The organism is Mycobacterium sp. URHB0044 (assembly GCF_000620625.1).
Classification (GTDB): Bacteria; Actinomycetota; Actinomycetes; order Mycobacteriales; family Mycobacteriaceae; genus Mycobacterium.
Genome location: NZ_JIAW01000007.1, coordinates 13909 through 32758 on the forward strand (window position 1 = coordinate 13909; position 18850 = coordinate 32758).

The 18850-nt window shown below is 65.4% G+C and carries 17 protein-coding genes and 2 tRNA genes; 9 read left to right on the forward strand and 10 right to left on the reverse strand.

Annotation, left to right across the window (positions count from 1 at the left end):
• Window positions 1–62: 62 nt before the first annotated feature.
• From clpP2 to N536_RS0115935, 4 genes are all read right to left on the reverse strand, one after another.
• The gene (clpP2, locus tag N536_RS0115920; protein ID WP_029114514.1) at window positions 63–710 is read right to left on the reverse strand and encodes an ATP-dependent CLP protease proteolytic subunit ClpP2; all 648 of its coding nucleotides are present in this window, start codon (window positions 708–710) and stop codon (window positions 63–65) included.
• Entirely contained in the window at window positions 707–1291 is a 585-nt protein-coding gene (locus N536_RS0115925) for an ATP-dependent Clp protease proteolytic subunit (RefSeq protein WP_197040161.1), read from the reverse strand. Before N536_RS0115925 ends, clpP2 begins: the two co-directional genes overlap by 4 nt.
• Window positions 1292–1408: 117 nt before the next feature.
• Window positions 1409–2800 (reverse strand): trigger factor, encoded by a 1392-nt coding sequence (tig, locus tag N536_RS0115930; protein ID WP_029114516.1) that lies wholly within the window; start codon window positions 2798–2800, stop codon window positions 1409–1411.
• Window positions 2801–2839: 39 nt separating this feature from the next.
• A tRNA-Pro gene (locus tag N536_RS0115935) sits at window positions 2840–2913 on the reverse strand.
• Window positions 2914–3008: 95 nt separating this feature from the next.
• On the opposite strand from N536_RS0115935, the gene N536_RS0115940 reads away from it, so the two are divergent.
• The 3 genes from N536_RS0115940 (at window position 3009) to N536_RS0115950 (ending at window position 4415) form a co-directional block, all read left to right on the forward strand.
• Window positions 3009–3082, forward strand: a tRNA-Gly gene (locus tag N536_RS0115940).
• A gap of 191 nt (window positions 3083–3273) precedes the next feature.
• Window positions 3274–3645 carry a hypothetical protein gene (locus tag N536_RS0115945; RefSeq protein ID WP_029114517.1) on the forward strand — a complete coding sequence of 124 codons (372 nt, stop codon included), beginning with the start codon at window positions 3274–3276 and terminating at the stop codon, window positions 3643–3645.
• Window positions 3642–4415 carry a hypothetical protein gene (locus tag N536_RS0115950; protein WP_029114518.1) on the forward strand — a complete coding sequence of 258 codons (774 nt, stop codon included), beginning with the start codon at window positions 3642–3644 and terminating at the stop codon, window positions 4413–4415. Before N536_RS0115945 ends, N536_RS0115950 begins: the two co-directional genes overlap by 4 nt.
• A gap of 727 nt (window positions 4416–5142) precedes the next feature.
• On the opposite strand, the gene N536_RS0115960 is transcribed toward N536_RS0115950, so the two are convergent.
• Window positions 5143–7479 (reverse strand): hypothetical protein, encoded by a 2337-nt coding sequence (locus N536_RS0115960; RefSeq protein WP_155948612.1) that lies wholly within the window; start codon window positions 7477–7479, stop codon window positions 5143–5145.
• Window positions 7480–8257: 778 nt separating this feature from the next.
• Between N536_RS0115960 and N536_RS38600 the strand changes: the two genes are divergently transcribed.
• The 5 genes from N536_RS38600 (at window position 8258) to N536_RS0115985 (ending at window position 13953) form a co-directional block, all read left to right on the forward strand.
• On the forward strand, window positions 8258–10288 hold the full coding sequence (locus N536_RS38600; RefSeq protein ID WP_051574537.1) for a hypothetical protein: 2031 nt from the start codon (window positions 8258–8260) through the stop codon (window positions 10286–10288).
• Window positions 10289–10399: 111 nt separating this feature from the next.
• On the forward strand, window positions 10400–11974 hold the full coding sequence (locus N536_RS0115970) for a hypothetical protein (RefSeq protein ID WP_231514549.1): 1575 nt from the start codon (window positions 10400–10402) through the stop codon (window positions 11972–11974).
• Between the two features lie 39 nt (window positions 11975–12013).
• Window positions 12014–12862 (forward strand): hypothetical protein, encoded by an 849-nt coding sequence (locus tag N536_RS0115975; RefSeq protein ID WP_029114521.1) that lies wholly within the window; start codon window positions 12014–12016, stop codon window positions 12860–12862.
• Window positions 12863–12873: 11 nt separating this feature from the next.
• Window positions 12874–13164, forward strand: a complete 291-nt coding sequence (locus N536_RS0115980) for a DUF1330 domain-containing protein (protein WP_029114522.1) — start codon at window positions 12874–12876, stop codon at window positions 13162–13164.
• Between the two features lie 123 nt (window positions 13165–13287).
• A complete protein-coding gene (locus N536_RS0115985) occupies window positions 13288–13953 on the forward strand; it encodes a hypothetical protein (RefSeq protein ID WP_155948613.1) in 666 nt (221 codons plus the stop codon).
• Window positions 13954–13963: 10 nt separating this feature from the next.
• Here N536_RS0115985 and N536_RS0115990 read toward each other — a convergent pair whose 3' ends face one another.
• A complete protein-coding gene (locus tag N536_RS0115990; RefSeq protein WP_029114524.1) occupies window positions 13964–15649 on the reverse strand; it encodes a sodium:proton antiporter in 1686 nt (561 codons plus the stop codon).
• A 149-nt stretch (window positions 15650–15798) separates the two neighbouring features.
• Between N536_RS0115990 and N536_RS0115995 the strand changes: the two genes are divergently transcribed.
• Window positions 15799–16074 (forward strand): hypothetical protein, encoded by a 276-nt coding sequence (locus N536_RS0115995; RefSeq protein ID WP_029114525.1) that lies wholly within the window; start codon window positions 15799–15801, stop codon window positions 16072–16074.
• A 65-nt stretch (window positions 16075–16139) separates the two neighbouring features.
• On the opposite strand, the gene N536_RS0116000 is transcribed toward N536_RS0115995, so the two are convergent.
• Genes N536_RS0116000 through N536_RS0116015 form a run of 4 tightly spaced genes read right to left on the reverse strand, consistent with a single transcriptional unit; the run spans window position 16140 to window position 18847 of the window.
• A complete protein-coding gene (locus N536_RS0116000) occupies window positions 16140–16934 on the reverse strand; it encodes an Fpg/Nei family DNA glycosylase (RefSeq protein ID WP_029114526.1) in 795 nt (264 codons plus the stop codon).
• On the reverse strand, window positions 16934–17428 hold the full coding sequence (locus tag N536_RS0116005; RefSeq protein WP_029114527.1) for a ribose-5-phosphate isomerase: 495 nt from the start codon (window positions 17426–17428) through the stop codon (window positions 16934–16936). Before N536_RS0116005 ends, N536_RS0116000 begins: the two co-directional genes overlap by 1 nt.
• 24 nt (window positions 17429–17452) lie before the next feature.
• Window positions 17453–18412 (reverse strand): isopenicillin N synthase family oxygenase, encoded by a 960-nt coding sequence (locus N536_RS0116010; RefSeq protein ID WP_029114528.1) that lies wholly within the window; start codon window positions 18410–18412, stop codon window positions 17453–17455.
• A gap of 9 nt (window positions 18413–18421) precedes the next feature.
• Complete coding sequence (locus tag N536_RS0116015; protein WP_036436690.1) at window positions 18422–18847, reverse strand: nucleoside deaminase; 426 nt, start codon at window positions 18845–18847, stop codon at window positions 18422–18424.
• Between the last annotated feature and the right edge of the window lie 3 nt (window positions 18848–18850).

The window sequence follows — 18850 nt, forward strand, 5'->3', positions numbered from 1 at the left end:
GTCGCCGCCGTTACCGCTCCGAGAGCGGTACCCACCAACGTACCGGTCGTACCGACGAGCGATCAGGCGTTCTGCGCGGAGAGCTTGCGGTACTCCAGGACCGTGTCGATGATCCCGTACTCCTTGGCCTGCTCGGCCGTCAGGATCTTGTCGCGGTCGGTGTCCTTGCGGATCTGCTCTGCGTCCTTGCCGGTGTGCCGTGCCAGCGTGGTCTCCATCAGGGTGCGCATGCGCTCGATCTCGGCAGCCTGGATCTCCAGGTCCGAGAACTGACCCTGGATGACGCCACCCAGCGATGGCTGGTGGATCAGGATGCGCGCATTGGGCAGCGCGAGGCGCTTGCCCGGCGTACCCGCCGCCAGCAGCACCGCTGCAGCCGACGCGGCCTGACCCAGGCAGACCGTCTGAATGTCGGCCCGCACGTACTGCATCGTGTCGTAGATCGCCATCAGCGAGGTGAACGAGCCACCCGGCGAGTTGATGTACATGGTGATGTCGCGGTCGGGGTCCAGGGACTCGAGGACCAGCAGCTGCGCCATGATGTCGTTCGCCGAGGCGTCGTCCACCTGCACGCCGAGGAAGATGATGCGCTCCTCGAACAGCTTGTTGTACGGGTTGGACTCCTTGACACCGAAGCTCGAGTGCTCGATGAACGACGGCAGGATGTAGCGCGCCTGCGGCTGTAGCCGGGGGTCGGTGTGGTCGATCATGGCTTGACTCCGTTGAAGCTGGCGTTGGTGATGATGTGGTCGACGAAGCCGTACTCCAGCGCCTCCTGGGCCGTGAACCAACGGTCACGGTCGGAGTCCTGCTCGATGCGCTCGAGCGACTGGCCGGTGAACTCGGCGTTCAGCCGGAACATCTCCTTCTTGATCAAGGCGAACTGCTCGGCCTGGATCGCGATGTCGGCGGCGCCGCCGGTGATGCCGCCGAGAGGCTGGTGCATCAGGATGCGGGCGTGCGGCAGGGCGTAGCGCTTGCCCTTGGTGCCCGCGGCGAGGAGGAACTCGCCCATCGACGCGGCCATGCCCATGGCGTAGGTGGCGACGTCGCACGGTGCGAGCACCATCGTGTCGTAGATCGCCATGCCTGCGCTGATCGAGCCGCCCGGCGAGTTGATGTAGAGGTGGATGTCCTTGGTGGGGTCTTCCGCCGACAGCAGCAGGATCTGCGCGCACAGCCGATTGGCGATGTCGTCGTCGACCTGTGAGCCCAGGAAGATGATGCGCTCGGAGAGCAACCGCTCATAAACCGAGTCGACGAGGTTGAGCCCCGCCGAGCTAGAACGCATGTCAGTCACGACTCGTACCTGCTTTCTCGAGTATTCGTACTCGCCATCATGTTCACCGACAGTAACCACTCGGAGCCACCGCGCACTTCCTCAAACGGCGCGCGTTCGCTCACAGCGTCACTTGTCGTCGTCGTCTTCCGACTCGGCTTGATCGTCCTCGGCGGGCGTCTCGGCACCGTCGGTGGAGGTGGACGGGCCGAAGAACTCGTCCGTGTTGACCTCGTTGCCGTCGGTGTCCTTGACCGTCGCGCCGTGCACGACGGCGGCGATGGTCAGGCCGCGGCGCACGTCGGCGAACATCGCGGGCAGCTGGTTGTTCTGCTGCAGCACCTGCAGCAGCTGCTGCGGCTCGATGCCGTACTGACGCGACATCAGCACCAGGCGCTCGGTGAGGTCGTTCTGTCCGACCTGGATGTCGAGCTTGTCGGCGACCGCGTCCATGAGCAGCTGCGTCTTGACGGCCTTCTCGGCATTGCTGCGGCTGTCGGCGTCGAACTCCTCGCGCGTGCTGCCTTCCTTCTCCAGCGCCTCGGCGAACTTGGCCTCGTCGTGGTCGAGAGCGTGGATGGCGTTGTGCAGGGTGTCGTCGACCTGCGCCTGCACGATGGCCTCGGGCAGCGGCACGTCGACCTGCTCGAGCAGCGTCTCCAGCGCCTTGTCGCGGATCTGCTCGGCCTGGTTGATCCGCTTCACCCGCTCGACCTGCTCGACGAGGCTCGCCTTGAGCTCCTCGATGGTGTCGAATTCACTTGCCAGTTGGGCGAATTCGTCGTCGGGCTCGGGCAGCTCGCGCTCCTTCACCGAGTTGACGGTGACGGTGACCTGAGCTTCCTGATCGGCGTGCTCACCGGCGACCAGCGTGGTGGTGAACACCTTGCTCTCGCCGGCCTTGAGGCCCTTGATCGCGTCGTCGAGACCCTCGATGAGTTGGCCGGAGCCGACCTCGTGCGACAGCCCCTCGGTCTTGGCCTCCGGCACGTCCTCGCCGTCGACGGTGGCCGACAGGTCGATCGAGACGAAGTCGCCCTCCTGCGCGCCGCGCTCGACACCGGTGAGGGTGCCGAACCGCGCCCGCAGCGACTCCAGTTCCTTGTCGACCTCGTCGTCCTCGACCTTGATCGGGTCGACGGTGATGGTCAGTGCCTCGAGATCGGGCAGCTCGATCTCGGGCCGGACGTCGACCTCCGCGGTGAAGACCAGGTCCTCGCCGTACTCCTTGCTGGTGACCTCGATCTCGGGCTGCCCGAGGGGCTGCACCTCGGCGCTGGCGACCGCTTCGCTGTAGCGACCGGGCACGGCCTCGCCGACCACCTGGTCGAGCATGGCCTGCTTGTCGATGCGCGACTCGAGCAGCTTCACGGGCACCTTGCCGGGCCGGAAGCCGGGCATGCGGATCGTCTTGGCCAGTTCCTTGAACGCCTGGTCGAAGTCGGGTTGGAGTTCCGTGAACGGCACCTCCACGTTGATGCGAACCCGGGTCGGGCTCAACTTCTCGACGGTGCTCTTCACGGCATTACTCCTTGCATGTCTGTTCGATGTCGGTCCGTGTCGGGGTGACAGGATTTGAACCTGCGGCCTTCCGCTCCCAAAGCGGATGCGCTACCAAGCTGCGCTACACCCCGTGACTACTGCGGTCGGAATACTACGGGCTGCGCGCACGACGCATTCAATTGGATTTGGTTACGTCGGCGCCGGTACAGTCTCCGTTGCAGTGCACGCGGGCGTAGCTCAATGGTAGAGCCCTAGTCTTCCAAACTAGCTACGCGGGTTCGATTCCCGTCGCCCGCTCCAAGGAAGTACCTGGTAGAGGAGTTTTCGCAGGTCGAACGGCTATTCGGCCTCTGAGGCGCGTACGCGCCGGTGCGGCGCGGTCGAGCGAATCCAGGGCATGGTTCTGGTAGCTTCCCAGCCACCGAATCGGGTGGTGAACACGGTGGGGGTTGTCTGATGGCGATAGTGGTCCTCGCGGCAGCGTCAGCACGGTGACAGCTACGCCAGACTTCACGAACCAGGCCGAAGCTAAGTTGGCCGAGTGCGTCGCTGAGTACCGCGAGAGTCTCATTGCTGAGGCGCGCGGTATCGAATCGCTTCAAAATCCTGGAGGGGCGAACAAGCAAGTCACGCCGTCCCATGTACACGATGCGAACCTCCGGTTGCGCAAGTACTACCTCGCGCCGAAGGCCAAGACAGCCGCTTCCGTCTACATTCTGGCGATCGTTGTGTATGCGTGCAGCTACGTCGGCGGCCTCGCAACTAACAACATCAAAGAAACCTGGGGGCTTTTGCTCTTCGTAGGGATGCTTGTAGTCGGTGTCATATGCGCAGCGGTAGCGGTGACGAAGGAGCGCAAATGACTGACCGCACCGAGCGGAGCCTCACACCATCGGCCCAAGCTGCGCTTGACTCATACATTGGTGACCTACGGCTTGAGATACTGGATGAAGCGAAGGCAATCGCGGCAAGTATCTCGGACTATCCAGAGATTGGCGTTTCCGAGGTCCTCGCAGCCATCCGGAGCCAACAAGGGAAACGCGAGCGAGATCGGGTGCGCGCGGGCGAGTTGAAGGCCGATCGACTCCGCTTTCTTGCGGCATCGGCAGGCACTATTGGCGGCGCCCTGATCGGAACCGCCGTGGTCGTGTTGAGTATCCGCGCGGCTCAGGCCGCCGGGTCCCCCTCAACGAGTCTGGTCGCAGCGATGATTAGCGCGGGCGTGACGCTTTTTGTCGCGGCAGTCAGTGCCTACTATTTCCTCGGAAACCGCAAGCGGCTTCACGAAGCAGAGAAGAGCAGCCTGCGGGTACAGCAACGTTCAATAGGCGAACTGCTCGCCGAGTGGGGCGATTTCACCCGAAGCCTCGACGCCTTCGTCGCGCGTCGCTTCGGCGAATCGGCAGCTGAAAAAACCTTGCCCGACAAAGTCGAAATGCTCTTGAGAGCACATGTACTGACCGATAAAGAGGTTGGATTAATAGCCGACACCTACGGTTTGAGGAACACCCTCGCCCACGGCCGCGAAGAGGATCGGCCCAGCGAAGAGGTGATCATGTCAGCATATGCCGACCTGCGCAGGTTGATCACGCGATTGGCCCGCGTTGATACGGCGTTCGACTCCACCGACTAACCACTCAAAGCAACTACGTTCGGCCCATAGTTCCGCCCCTCCTCCATGGCGCTCCCAGCGCGCCCGTTGGGCCCGTTTGGTCGTCAAAGTTGAAGAGGTTCGTGTGGCTCGCAAGGGTCGTCGGTTTCGAAGTGGCCCGTGAACAGGCACGCCGCCATGTAGTCGAGTCCCGCCGCGCGCAAAGGCTTGCGTACATGTATCGGAGCGCGTGTGGAGGGTCGCTCGTCGCCCGAAGCCTCGGCAGCGCCGTTGGCCCGGAGTACGGTAGGCCGGAACACCGACTTGTCGAGTGTCGCGTGGCGAAGTTGAGCACCGCCCGCTCCGACGCCTCCGTCACTCCGTTCGGCCAAGGCCGTCGCCTGGCTTTGACGGCATTGCGGGCTGCCGGGTTCGGTCCCCAGCAGCTCTACCAGATGAGCGCGAGATCAGAGCACGTCCTATCGCTCAGACCTGGCCCTCTCGAACACACCCTGAAACAAGGTCGTCCATCTTGTCAGCTACTTCGTCAACGTCATTGGGGAAGAGATGCCCGTACTGATCAAGCGTCGCGGTCGCCGTCATGTGGCCTAGCCGAGACTGCACCGTCCCGACGTTGGCCAAAGTAGATCATCAGCGACGCCATGTGCCGTAGCTTCATGGACGGTGCATCTAAGAGATCTCGAGCCTGCTATGCGGCATCGTGAAAGCGGTTGAGCGCCAAGGTTCTGATGAAGCTGTCATCTCATACTTAGTCGTTACCCAAGCCCATTCGCTGCACAAGCGCATTCAGCTCAAGATCGTCTTGGGGAATAGTGTTTGCGTAGAGAAACGAGTCCAAGCGAGAGGTCTCGTCGAAAAGCAGACCGTACGACCGGTCCGAATTGACCTGGTAGCCCTTAGCAGTCAGGTATATCTGCAGGCGCCGTCGAGCCGCGTCTAGGTCGGAGTCATGATTAGCCACCGCAAGGAATATGGTCGGGTATCCCCACACGCCGCTAAATCCTAGGACAGCATCGTGGTAATTGCCGTCACTGGTTGCGCGCCGAGCCAACTCAGCGACGGTGTCGGTGATCTGCTTTTGCGTCTCCCCGGCTAAAGCGAGCAGATCGGCGCCGAAACGCAATCGGCCGGTCGCCCCGAAGCCGGTGACGCAGTCGATCAGACGAAGTATTTCGGGTACGGCGTTGAAACTCGGCTTAACAGGGGGAGTTTCGCACTCTCCCAATGAATCCCGCTGCATCCACAGATTCAGAGGCTGGCAATGATCTGCAACCAGTGTGCACGGCGGCTCCGTCTCGTCGACCTCCGAGTCCGGATCCACATACAATCCGCCTTGCAGGAAGAGCATGTAGAGGTCGAGTTCATCGAACGCGCGGAATTGTGCTGCCACTCCGCTATCTGTCCGCCGTCGAATGTAGAGGAGAAACTCAGACGGCCGATCGCAAATCTGCGCGATCGTAGTGAGGTCGTGTAAAGAGGTAATCCAAGAAGCGTCGTCGTTTTGAGCAATGATGCCGGCTCTCTGGAGGTCACCTATCGCAGTGCCAAGGGGTCCGATATCGTCAAGCAGCGCAACGATGGACCGGACCTCCCGCACATGCGTGAGGTCGAGCCAAGTGCGGTCTCCGAGCCAAACGCCACCGTTCATAAGAATGAGACGTTTCAGACGCCCGGCCTGCGTGCAGGCATCACCGACCGTGGCCTTCAAGTCAGTACCGAGCCTCCGGATATCTCCGCGACGTGCTTGAACGGCTATGGACTTGCCCTTGACCTCGAGGATGATCGCTACGTCGTCGAACACAAACAGCCCGTCTCCTTCGACCTGCTTTCCAACACCATTTAAGTCGTCGCAGGTGCGATTCAATAGGTGTTCGGTCTCGGGGGTCTTGGGCGCGATGTACTCGAAGCCGGCGAACTTCGGTGCAACACCAAGAATCTTCTCAAGCTGTTCCAGAGCGATGCTTTCGCTTGTTTTTTGGCGAGCACCCTTGTCGTAACGCACGAACTCCGGCGAGTTGGGAGGCAGCGCCTTCTCGAAGATGCGCCGCAATGAGTCCAGCCCAACGTCGTTGGTCGTGGCGACGAAATTGCCTTCGCCATCTGTGACGAGAGGTGTGAGGAGGAACGGATTAGTCCCGGCCAGCATGTTGTACACACGATCAACCGCGTCCACAGTGCTGTCGAAGGTCTGGGCGTAGGAATTCAGCACCGTTGTCGCTGTCTCGACATCAATCCCCGCCGCTCCCGCAACATTCGCACCAGTGATCACAGCTCGGTCTGCCGGGAGGAACATGAACGGAATCATCATGTGCATGAACGCATCTGCGTCTTCGGCCGGAATTTCACCCGGGGGAACGTCCGAGTACTTCTCGACAATATCGGCAGTGCCGTCTCGCAATGCAGTCATCCGTTGAGACGACAGCTCTGTCATGGCTGAACGAACAGCTAGCACGTCGGCGTAGCTGTAGCGGAGATGCCGCTGCATAAGCTCTTCAACGGTGGCATTAGCGAACAGACGCCTCTCATGGTCGAGGCGGATCTGGTCGTATTGCAAATTGCGGATATTCAACACCGCGCCTTGGTACTCCGCAGCGAGAGCAGCGAGTGGGTCGTCCCGTAGGCGCGACTCAAACTGCAACCTGTACAGCGCGATGCGACTCAGCCGGGCGCCATGCCGATGCAGTTCTGCGACTGCTTCGTGGGGACGCGTCTCGAGGCGTGGTCGAGGGCCCGGTTTACGGCCCGCTCGTGATAGCAACACTGCCGCAATGATCTCGACAACAAGAGCAGACCCGTCAGGCATAACCACTCTTGGGTCGGGAACCGGTGGGAACTCCCGCATTCGCATGAGTTCTATTACGTCGAACGCATCAGCATCGGCGACAAGATCTGCGATCGCCGAAACCGCTTGTTTAGTCTGCTCATAAAGAACCGCTCTGACGTCCTGGCTTGTCTCACAGTCCCGGAACAGCCTGAGTTCGTTGAGCACGTCGCTCAGGAATTTCCCCGCATCTCGAGTGTTGCTTGAGCGACTTGAAGCTTTCGTTCGGTGCTTACGCCGCCGGTTCTTTGATCGTTTCGACATGCCGTCAGACCTCTCATACACGTGTGCTCGGACAGCATGGCTTATCGCCAGGTAATGCCCGCCGCAGCGCGCACGTATGTGTGCGTTTGGCTCCGCGGCAGCGCTTATGCCCTCACGGTATTGACGCCCTCCGACAGTCCTCGGCGCGTCGCAGTTCGTGTCGCGCTCACACACGCACTCGACCACCTCACTGGTCCCGTACCGCGAGCGCGCCCCGGGGGCCGACGACTCTCCCAACGACCGCCTTGTCGGTCGCTTTGTGCTGCCGTGGCCGGACCCGGCAATTCCGATCTTGTTTGCCAGCTAACGACGATTTGCACCGTCCCTCGGTGGGTCAGCCACGGGGGAGTCGGCAATTGTCGGCGCAATCCCTCGTCGCAACGCTGAGCGGTCGACGACGAAATCCGCGTCCGTTTCATGGCACCACGGGCGTGGCAACGTCTCGACCCGTCCAACCTGGATCAGTTTTAGCAACGTATCGACGTTGAGTGACTAGCCGTTGCCATTGACGACGACTGTGACACTCATCAATGGCAGCACACTGGACTAATCACCCTCCACCACTCTTACTGACTGTGTTGCTACAACCGACTTTTGACGCCTACATAGATATTTTGGCAAATTGACGTCCACGCGTTACGGCGGTGTTACGGTGCCCGTACAGCGAACCGCAGATGGCCACGAAAGGGCTGGTGACATGACCGCAAAGCACCGGAGGCTCAGTCGTCGCTCCAAGAAGTTTGCGACACTTAGCGTCGCTACCATTACTGCGGCCACCATGACCGTCGGCATGGCTCCAGCACCCACCACCGAGTCCGCCGTAAGCCGCTCCGTGGCGCTGGCTGCGGCCACCGGGCCCAACTACACCCAGCTGATCACCGACTGGTCGAACAGCCTGAACAACGTCCTGTTCGCGGCCGGCAACCTCGGGGGCGCGGCGGCAGGCCTCTGGGACCCGCTGGCAGCCGCGGTGCCTGGCGGCCTGCTCCCCACCTTCACGGCGGGCACGACCCAGGATGACCTCACGTCCCTTGCCGGCCTCATCGCCGCGTTGAGCCAGATCACAGTCCCGGACTTGAGCGGCGTGCCAGGGCTCCCGCCGAACGCGACGACGATCCTCACCGCGGGTCTGCTTCCCGGGCTACTGCCGGCCCTGGCCGTCCTCGGACCGGTCACCGGGCAAGCACTGGTCGCGCTGGGGAAGGTCAGCGGCGTGCTCACCGCGCTCAATGCGCTCAACACGGTCCGAGCGCTGTTGAACCTCCCGCTTATCGCCGGCATCCCGACACTCGGAGACCTGATTCCCGGGCTGACCGTGACACAGACCGAGTTCAACACCGCCTATGACTGGCCGCTGCTGGGTCTGGGCGCCATCCTGGGTCTCAACGGGTCGACCAATATCTCCAACACGTTCGCCCAGATACCCAGCCTCACGGGCTCCGCGCTGGTCACCAGCATTCTCAGCGGGCTCACCCTCAATGGGGCTCCACTGCCCCCGGCGCTGGCCGCGACGGTCGGCCGTCTGCTCGCGCCCCTCAACGCGATCAACACGCCATCGGTGACGGCCTGGATTCCGGCCGGGTCCGGCAACTACGGCCTTCCGTTGGGCGGCTCGGTCGGGTGGCTGGCGACGATGCCAACCCTCGACGTCGGTCCCGTCTCCGTCGGCCCCGTCGTGCTCTCCGACACCGACACCGTCATTGCCATCCCGCTCGTCGCCGCAGGGGCGGTCCTCCCGCTCGGCCTCGCATCGTTCGGGATTGTGGGCACACCGGGTGTCGTCTTCCCCACCGCGACAGGGGTTTCCACGCTCGGCGGTACGACGCTGACCTCGCTGTCCGTTCCCCTCCTCGGTCTCGGCGTGACGAACTTGAACCTACTGTCGGCGACCTACGTCGGGACGAACGGGATCAACTACAACAGCGGTACCAGCCTGTTGACGCTGACCACTCCGTTCGGTGCGTTCCCGATCGTCTACTCACTCGGCGCGTACAACCTGGGCGCCACCGGATTCGGATTCACGCTGCCGTCGCTGTTCACCATCGGGCTGCTGCCGTCATTCCAGGTCGGCACCGCGCCGACACAGCAATCCCCCGACGGGCTCATCCCCGCGAGCGTGCTGAACCTCGGTCTCGGATTGCCAACGCAGACGACGAATCTCGCGACGATGCTGGGCCTTCCCGACCCGGGAGGATTGGTGACACCGCTCCTGAATCCCGCGTTCAACCTGTTGATCGCGCCCTTCGGAGCGCAACTCACCAACGCCCTGAACACCAATGCCGGCCCGCTGGCCAACGGGCTCGCAAGCCTGATGGCCCAGTTGACCGCCCTGTTGGCACAGGCTTCGGCGGCCGTCACAGCGCCGGTGGCCCCGACGACCATGCTCGCGGCGTCCACGCCACCGTCGGTGACGTCGGTGCCGGACCCGTCGCAGAAGACGATCAACGTGGCGAGCGTGCCGACGACGAACCCGCAACCAACGCCGTCGTCGACCCCGACGGTGACCGCGGCGGCCGTGATACCGGACACCGAGGAGGAACCCGAACCGACGACCAGGCCGCGGCTCAATGTCGTAACCGGCACGCCGAATCCCGTTGGGAGCGCTCTCGAGAACGGGCGCAATCAACTCAGCTCAGCGGTCACGAACGCGCAGAGCCAGGTCGAGACGGCGGTCGGCAACGCGCAGACTCAGATTACCGGCGCGGTCACGAACGTGGTCAAATCGGTCGTCGGCGCTGTCGGCAGCCTCGGCTCCCCGGGTCCGGCCGCCAGCTCCACGGCGGACTCGACGGCCGGCGCCACGCCGTAATACCGCACGGCAGAAGGCCGCCCGCGTTCGCCAATCACCGCGAACCCCTACGCTCCGGGACGTGAACCCTCAAACTCAGAGGCGACACGCTACGCAAGTCTCGGGGGGCGCATGGCAGCGGAACCACGCAACGTCGAATCCGACGCTGCTCCATGGGCCGACGACCGGCCGGTGGGCACGGTCCGGACCGCCGTCGTCGTCGTTCACGGCATGGGTGAACAACGACCGATGGACACGCTCGACGGCTTCGTGAAGACGGCGCTGCATCCGTTGAGCGACCTGTTTCCACCGACCGACAAGAAGTGGGAGTACTACTACTCGCGACCGGCCGAGATCACCGGCTCCTACGAAGCCCGCCGTTACATCGCCCGACCCTTGCGGACCAAGAGCGACGTCAAACAGGGTCAGGCCGAAATCTACGAGTACCACTGGTCATATCTGATGACCGGCAACCGGTTTGCCGACCTTGGCCCGACGACGCTGCGACTGTTCCTTCGACGGCCGAGCAACGTCCCCGATCCGCTATTCGGGATCTGGCGCGTGGTGTGGCTTGCGCTGCTGGCGATCCCGGTGGCGATGGCCGCGCTGTTGGTCGGCGGGCACCTGCTCAACAAGGACGTTCCCTGGTGGATCCTCGGCGCGATCACCAGCGTCGTCGTACTGCTCTTCTGGCTCGGCGTGCTCCGATTCCTGGTGAGGGCCGTAATCAAGAGCGTGACGGCCTCGTTCGTCGACGTCGCCCGCTACCTCGACACGGCGCCACACTCCTACGCGGCACGGCGCGCCATTCGAGGAGGTCTCGTCGACCTCTTGCATGCGCTGCACGACGAGGGCCGGTACTCACGCGTCATCGTCGTGGCGCACAGCCTCGGCGCCTACATCGCCTACGACGCGCTCACGTCGTTCTGGGCCCAGGTTCATCAACTACACGCGCCGCCGCCCGACGATCAGACCCCGCTTCCGATCAAGCTCCCACACCTGGCCGAACTCCAGAAGGCCGCCGATGAACTCACCGTCGACGCGACGACCGAACAAATCGACGACTTCCAGGAGCTGCAGTTCGCCCTCTGGCAGGACCTCCGGGCCCAAGGAAACCCCTGGCGCATCACGGATTTCATCTCAGCCGGCACACCGATGGCGCTGGCCGACATACTGGTCACCCGGCCCAAGTTGTTCAGCGGATTGACGAAGTCGGACCGCACGCGCCGACACGACCTGTTCGACGGGTTGGTCCGTCGCGGCGCGCTGGTCAAGTGCCCGCCGCGGACCGAGACCTTGCCGGTCGAGGGCAACGAACAACCGAAGGCGAACTACGCATACAAGGGTGACGGCATCCGGCAGGTACTGGGATCGCAGTCGCCGTTCGCCGTCACGCGGTGGACGAACCTGTGGTTCCCGGTGAATCGTGGTGGTCTAAAGGGCGACTGGTTCGGTGGCCCGCTGCGGCCGTTGTTCGGCCGCGGAATCCGCGACATCGAGGTGCAGGGCAACCAGCCCGAGCGGTTCAAACGCGGAATGGCGCACACCCAATACTTCGCACACCCCGACAAGGGCGGCGCCGACGACGCGGCCGGGCACATCCGCAAGGCAATGGCGCTGCAGACCCACGAAGTCCTCGCGCGTCTCCTGACGGCGCCGACACCCGACCCGAGCACCGCCGAGCGACCCGTTCAGCGTCCAGCTTGACTCCGATCAGCCCCGGTTTCCTGTCGGTACGCTGAGTGCATGAACGGCTTCCTGCTCGTGCTCATCATTCTCGTCGTCGCCGCGATCGGCTTGGCGGTCTACGGCTCGTCCAAGGCGTCGGGCAACCGCAACGCCGCGTCGCTGGCCGACGCGAAGGCCGACGCGCGCCGACTAATCGAGCGGCTCGGCGGTCAGGTGCTCAACCTTTCCGGCAATGACGATGCCTCCAAGCAGGCTCTTGCCGACGCGTCGGAGCGCTACACCGCGGCGTCGTCGCAGATCGATCAGGCGACCACGGCCAAGCAGGCACTGCTGGCCAAGGAGAGCGCGATCGAGGGCCTGTACTACGTGCGCGCCGCCCGCGTTGCGATGGGCATGGATCCGGGCCCGGAGCTGGAATCCCTTGCGGGGCAACGGTCCGCGGGCACCGTGACCGAAGACCGGCGCGTGCAGTTCGACGGCCGTGAGATCGAGGCGTCGCCCGCCCCGTCGGAGCGCACGCCGAACTACTACCCCGGTGGCCGCGTCGCCGGCCGTCCGGTGCCCGCCGGCTGGTACTCCGAACCCTGGTGGAAGCCCGCCCTGGTGGCCGGTGCGTGGGGCGTGGGCTCGGCGCTGCTGTTCAGCTCGTTGTTCTCCGGCATGGGTGGCGTCGGCTATGACGCGCAGGGCTTCGAGAACGGTTACGGCGACGGCTTCCAGGACGGCTTCGACCAGGGGCAGCTGGAAGGTGCCGGCCAGGACGGCGGCGGCTGGGGCGACAGCGGCGGCGGTGATGGCAGCGGCTGGGGCGGCGACAGCTGGGGTGGCGGCGGCGACAGCGGAGGCGGCGGCTGGGACTTCGGCGGTGGCGGCGACTTCGGCGACGGTGACTTCGGCGGGTTCTAGAACTCGCTGACATGTCCGCCTACGTCATCTCCGAGGTGGAGATCCTCGACGAGAGTGCAGCCGACCGGTATCGCACGTTGGCCGCCGCGTCGATCGAGGAGTACGGCGGCCAGTACCTGGTCCGTGGTGCCACGCCCGATGCGGTCGAAGGTGAGGCGTCACCGGGACGACGCCTGGTCGTGGTCGAGTTCCCCGATATGGACGTTGCCCGGCGGTGGTACGCCTCGGAGTCGTATGCCCGGGCACTGGCCCATCGCGACCAGGCGCTGACCCGGCGCCTGCTGTTCGTCGAGGGCGTGTAGCGACCATCCCTGGCGCGGCGACGAAACTCGCTGCGAAAAAAGTGTCGGGATTCTGGTGGCTCGACGCTCCTAGCTTGTGAACGCGGTCCACGGGGGCCGCGACCACACCTAGGGAGAACCCCGATGACCACCAGCTACGCCCCACACAGCCACCCCAGCATCGACCACGGCGCCCCGACCGCCGCCCGTCGCCCGTCGATGACGTTCGTTCCGCAGGTCGTGCCGGAGCCGGTCTTCGCACAGGCGCCGACGTGGAAGTCCGGCTGGCTCGTCAGCGGTCTCGCGGCGGCCGTATCGGTCGCTGCCCTCGGCGTAGTGGGCTGGGTCGCGATCGACGCGCTGGCTCTGTCCCCCTCACCGGAGCCCACGTCGGTGGTGCTGCCCGCCGCATCGCACGGCGACAGCGCCGTCACCGCACCCCTTCCGCTCCAACCCGCGCCCGCGATCGCCGTCACTCCGCGACTCCCCGAGTCGGCCCCCTCCATCGTCGGTGCGCCGCGGGTCATCGTGATCCCCGCCCCGGCCGCCGCGCCCGCGCCCAAGCAGGACCCCGTCGTCACCCCACCCGCGCCCGTCGTGACGCCGCCGGCACCGGTCTCCCAGCCGAAGCCGCCGCTGGGCATCGGCACCTGCGATCTGGTGAACTGCGACACGACGACACCCGCTCCGGGCATCCCGAAGTGCGGCGACCTCGTCGCCTGCGACCCGACGCCCCCGACTCCCCCGGCGCCGAGCATCCCGAAGTGCGGCGACCTGGTGGCGTGCACGGGCCCGGGCAGCCACCCCTGATCCCTGGTGCCTACAACCGGCTTTCCAGGCGCGCCGACACTCCGGCCTCCTGGAGGTCGAGTCGCTCGAGCATGGCGCGCGCGGCCTCGTCCTCGATGCGGCCGTCGTCGCGTTCGGCGATGAGCGCGGCGCGCTGGGTGGCCAGCACCTCCCGGTAGAGCGCCGAGAACACCTCCGAGCGCAGGGTGTGCGCCTCGGGGTCGGGCATCTCGTCGGCGTCCTGGGAGTGCCGGGCGATGGTGTTGCGGATCTCGGCAAGCACGCGCGGGTCGAGCCCCTCGGGTGGATTCGCCCGGAATTCGGTCAACACCTCGTCGGCGGCTTCGTGCACGACGCGCTCGGCCTTCAGCGTCTCCTCGCGTTCGGCGGCGCTCTCCTCGGTCGACAGGCGCAGCCGGCGGATGAGCAGCGGCAGCGTCCACCCCTGGATCAACAGGGTCCCCACACTGACGACGAACGCAATGGCCTGAATCGTCGCCCGCTCGGGGAACGGATCGCCGTCGACCGTCGTCACGGGGATCGCGGCCGCGGCCGCCAGCGTGACCACCCCCCGCATGCCGGTCCACGACACCACGACGTTCTCCTGCCACGACAACGACCGTCGATCGATGAGTGAACGCCACTTCGCCGGCGGCTTGCCGCGGCGGCGGGTGCCCAGCGCGCCGCGGCCACCACGGTCGGGCGCAGGCACGCTGAACCGGTTCTCGACATGCCGCGACAGCTCGCTGCGGCCGAACATCGCCAGCACCGAGAGCGGCCGGATGAGCATGACGATCGCCAACACGATCAACGCGGCGACGGCGACTTCCGCCAGGGACTCGTGGGCGTCACGCAGATCCTCCAGCACGAACCTCAGGTGCAGTCCGATGTAGGCGAACACGAACGCCTCGAGCAGCACGTCGACCGAATTCCAGACGTAGCGCTCCTGCAGCCGGGTCTGATATCCCGCGCCCAGCGTGCCGCTGCCGACCACGAAACCCGCGACCACGACCGCCAGCACACCGGACGCGTGCAGTTCCTCGGCGGCGATGAACGCCGCGAACGGCACCAGCAACCCCTGCACAGTCTCGAGTCCCGGATTGTTCAGCCGCTTTCGGATCCACAGCGTGACGAATCCGAGTGCGGCGCCGAGGACTGGGCCGAGCACCGCGCTGTAGCCGAACAGCAGGAACGGATTCTCGATGAACGTGTGCGTGCCTGCCACCTGAGCCACGGCGATCGAGAAGAGCGTCAGAGCGGCGGCGTCGTTGATGAGGCTCTCGCCGGTGAGGATCGCCATCACCTTCTTGGGCAAGCCCAGCTTGCGCCCCACCGCGACGGCCGTGACGGCATCGGGTGGAGCGACGATCGCGCCGAGGACGAGCGCCGTGCCGAACGTCAACGGCACCACCACGATCCACGACGAGACCGCGGCGACCGTGACCGCCGTGACGACGACGAGCCCGACACCCAAACCAAGGATGGGTCTGATGTTGCGTAGGAACGTCGGGAAGGAGAAGTCCAGCGCCGCCGAGTAGAGCAGCGGCGGCAACACCACCGTCAGCAGGATGTGCGAATCCAATTCGGGCGCTTCGAACCCCGGCAGAAACGACGCCGCAATGCCGATGACGACGATGATCAGCGCCGGTTCGAGGCCGCGGTGGTGCGCGATGGCCGTGACGACGATGGCCCCAACGACGACCAGGATCAGTTCCACCCGCCGATTGTCCCGTCAAACGCGTCGCCGCGCTGTGGTCGACGCCCGGCGCCCACCGCGGTTGTTGGGATCGGTAGCGGCTCGCGGCGCTTGTACTTACCTCGATGACGACGCCACGGTGGCGGCGCACAAACGAAGGGAAGACAGAAATGAAGATCGTGCCCACCCGCATGGAGGAACAGATCAACCGCCTCGACCGCACGCAGGCCCTGGCGATCGGGATCGGCAGCGGTCTCACCGCGCTGTGGTGCGCCTACCGCCTGGTCTGGCTGTTCTACACGGCCGTGGCGTTCTCCACCGTCGGCTGGTCGCCGGTGTCACTCGTCTTCCCGCTGGTGCTGTGGGGCGTGATCGGCGTCGTCTCCGGTGTCGCGGCGTTCGGCCTGCTGACCCATTACGCCAAGAGCGACTCGAAGGACGCCTGACGTTTGACTCTGCGCTGGCGGCGTCGGCCACTCGAGAAATTCCGCCGTCAGCGCATTGTCAACGATCACGATTGGCACGTGGGACACCAGAACAGGTTGCGCGCCTCCATCACCTCGGTGCGGATCGGCGTGCCGCACACCCGGCACGGCTCGCCTGCGCGTCGGTACACGTAGGTCCGCGGACGGCCCTCGCGGTACGAGGGTGCGCCCTTGTCGTCGGCGCGTCGGACGGTGACGATCTTGCCGGTCCGCACACCGACCTTCATCAGCGCGACGAGATCGGTCCAGGCGGCGTCGAACTCGGCGTCGCTGACATGGGTACCGGGTCGGTGCGGGTCGATGAGGTGGCGATACAGCAGTTCGTTGCGATAGACGTTGCCCACGCCGGCGATCACCGTCTGGTCCATCAGAAGCGCGCCGATCGGTCTGCGGGACTTGCTGATTCGCGTCCAGGCACGGGATGGATCTGGGGCCCGACGGAGGGGATCGGGCCCCAGCTTCGCGACGATCTCGTCGACCTCCGCCTGGTTGATCACCTCGCACACCGTCGGCCCGCGAAGGTCGGTGCCATACTCCGCGCCGGTCATGCGCATCCGCACCTGGCCGACGGGCAACGGCAGCGGCATGGGGAACTCGGTGAACGTGCCGTACAGACCGAGGTGGACGTGCACGATGGCACCGCCCTCGTAGGTGTGGAACAGGTGCTTGCCCCACGCGCTGGCCCGGCGCATCACCCGCCCACTGACCGCGGAGGCGGCTTCCTCGAAGCGCCCCTGCGGGCTGGTGACGATCACGGGGGCGCCACCGAATCGCTTCTGATGCAGCCGCGCCAACCGGTGCAGCGTGTGTCCCTCGGGCATCAGGTGGGCGTGCCGACCTCCGGCGCGCCCGGGACCGTCGGCGCGACGTGCGTCTTCTCGTACACGGCCATGATGTCGATGCGGCGCTGGTGGCGCGGCGCCTCGGACCATGCGGCGCTCAGGAACGCGTCGATGATCGCGAGCGCTTCCTCGACGGTGTGCATGCGGCCGCCGATGCCCACGACTTGCGCGTTGTTGTGCTGGCGGGCCAGCGACGCGGTCTCGGTGCTCCACGCCAACGCGCACCGGACGCCGGGCACCTTGTTGGCCGCCATCTGCTCACCATTGCCGGAGCCGCCGATCACGACGCCGAGGCTGCCAGCGTCCGCGACGGTCCGCTCGGCCGCCGCAATGCAGAACGCCGGGTAGTCGTCCTCCGCGTCGTAGGTGTAGGCACCGCAATCGATCGGCTCGTGGCCTTCGGAGCGGAGGTGCTCGATGACCGCCTGCTTGAGTTCGAATCCGGCGTGGTCGGAGCCGAGGTAGACGCGCATGGCGGTCATTCTGGCAGATGCAGGTCAACCCACGGTGATGGCGTCGAGGCGTTCCTTGATGAACGCCGACGTCGTCACCGGCTCCAGGCCGGACACCCGGCCGACCGGAGGCTCCAGCGGCGTGACCAATGCATCGTGGTTGGCCTCGTAGAAGTAGATCAACGACACCAGATCTTCCTCCGGCGCGTGCGGCTGCGGCGGCAGCACGCGATGCCTGCCCGACGGCCAGCGCCTGCCACTCCAGTACTCGAGCAGGTCGCCGATGTTCACCGTGAGCGCGTCCGGATCGTACGGGGCGTCGGCCCAGCCCTCGGCCTCCGAATACACCTGCAGCCCACCGGCTCCCGGCTCGCGGTCGAGCACGGTCACGGTGCCGAAGTCGGTATGCGGGCCGATCCGGAACTGGCCCGGCTCCGGCTCCCCGACGACGCTCACCGGCGGATAGTGGTTGATGTTCATGGTCCACGTCGGCCGGTCCGCCAAGGCCGCCCACGGGTTGACCGGCAACCCGAGCGCGTGCGAGAAGAGGGCCAGCAGGTCGTCCGACACCCGCCGCATCGCGGCGGTGTACTCGGCAACCAGCTGCTCTAGTTCCGGCACCTCCGCAGGCCAGACGTTCGGTGCGAACCAGATCCGGTCGACGTCCGGGTCACCCGTCGCCGTCTCGGCGCCCAGGCTGTAGCTCTCCTTGAGGTCGGGCGGCGTCTCGGTGCCCTCGGCGTAGGCGTTGGCCTCTGCGCCGGGCCCGATCCAGCCGTGCCCACCGACGGGCACGCTGTAGCCCTGCTTGACGTCGTCGGGCTGAGCGAAGAATTCCCGGCTCGCCGCGCGCACCGCCGCGGCCAAGCCGGGGTCGACGCCGTGGCCGGTGACCAAGATGAACCCCGCACGCTGCAGACCCTCGTCGACCTCGGCGGCCACCGCGTCGGCGGCGGCACCGCCGGCCGCCCAACGCGAAAGGTCAACCGTCGCAATGATGCTCATTCCGCAGTCCTATTCACCAATGTCCTCCGCCCAGAGCTCCGGATTGGCCGCGATGAACTCCGTCATCATCGTCACACATCGTTGGTCGTCGAGAACCGTCACGGTCACTCCATGTTCGGCCAGCCAGTCGTGACCGCCGTGGAACGTCGTGGCCTCCCCGATCACCACGGCGCCGATGTTGAACTGCCGCACCAGCCCACTGCAGTACCAGCACGGGGACAGCGTGGTGACCATCACCGTCGAGCGGTAGTTCCGCTGCCTGCCCGCCGCGCGGAATGCGTCGGTTTCGGCGTGCACCGAAGGGTCGTCCTGTTGCACGCGGCGGTTGTGCCCGCTACCGAGCAGGGTTCCATCGGCGGAGAACAACGCGGCCCCAATCGGAATGCCGCCCTCCGCCAGCCCCTTTCGCGCCTCGTCGACGGCGACGTCAAGCATCTG

Excerpts from the sequence above, each read along its gene's own strand:
- N536_RS0115975 (WP_029114521.1), top strand. The coding sequence starts at position 12,014 with ATGAACGGCTTCCTGCTCGTGCTCATCATTCTCGTCGTCGCCGCGATC.
- clpP2 (WP_029114514.1), bottom strand. The coding sequence starts at position 710 with ATGATCGACCACACCGACCCCCGGCTACAGCCGCAGGCGCGCTACATC.
- N536_RS0115970 (WP_231514549.1), top strand. The coding sequence starts at position 10,400 with ATGGCAGCGGAACCACGCAACGTCGAATCCGACGCTGCTCCATGGGCC.
- N536_RS0115950 (WP_029114518.1), top strand. The coding sequence starts at position 3,642 with ATGACTGACCGCACCGAGCGGAGCCTCACACCATCGGCCCAAGCTGCG.
- N536_RS0115980 (WP_029114522.1), top strand. The coding sequence starts at position 12,874 with ATGTCCGCCTACGTCATCTCCGAGGTGGAGATCCTCGACGAGAGTGCA.
- N536_RS0115925 (WP_197040161.1), bottom strand. The coding sequence starts at position 1,291 with ATGCGTTCTAGCTCGGCGGGGCTCAACCTCGTCGACTCGGTTTATGAG.
- N536_RS0115995 (WP_029114525.1), top strand. The coding sequence starts at position 15,799 with ATGAAGATCGTGCCCACCCGCATGGAGGAACAGATCAACCGCCTCGAC.
- N536_RS0116010 (WP_029114528.1), bottom strand. The coding sequence starts at position 18,412 with ATGAGCATCATTGCGACGGTTGACCTTTCGCGTTGGGCGGCCGGCGGT.
- N536_RS0116015 (WP_036436690.1), bottom strand. The coding sequence starts at position 18,847 with ATGCTTGACGTCGCCGTCGACGAGGCGCGAAAGGGGCTGGCGGAGGGC.
- N536_RS0116005 (WP_029114527.1), bottom strand. The coding sequence starts at position 17,428 with ATGCGCGTCTACCTCGGCTCCGACCACGCCGGATTCGAACTCAAGCAG.
- N536_RS0116000 (WP_029114526.1), bottom strand. The coding sequence starts at position 16,934 with ATGCCCGAGGGACACACGCTGCACCGGTTGGCGCGGCTGCATCAGAAG.
- N536_RS0115985 (WP_155948613.1), top strand. The coding sequence starts at position 13,288 with ATGACCACCAGCTACGCCCCACACAGCCACCCCAGCATCGACCACGGC.
- N536_RS0115960 (WP_155948612.1), bottom strand. The coding sequence starts at position 7,479 with ATGTCGAAACGATCAAAGAACCGGCGGCGTAAGCACCGAACGAAAGCT.
- N536_RS38600 (WP_051574537.1), top strand. The coding sequence starts at position 8,258 with ATGACCGTCGGCATGGCTCCAGCACCCACCACCGAGTCCGCCGTAAGC.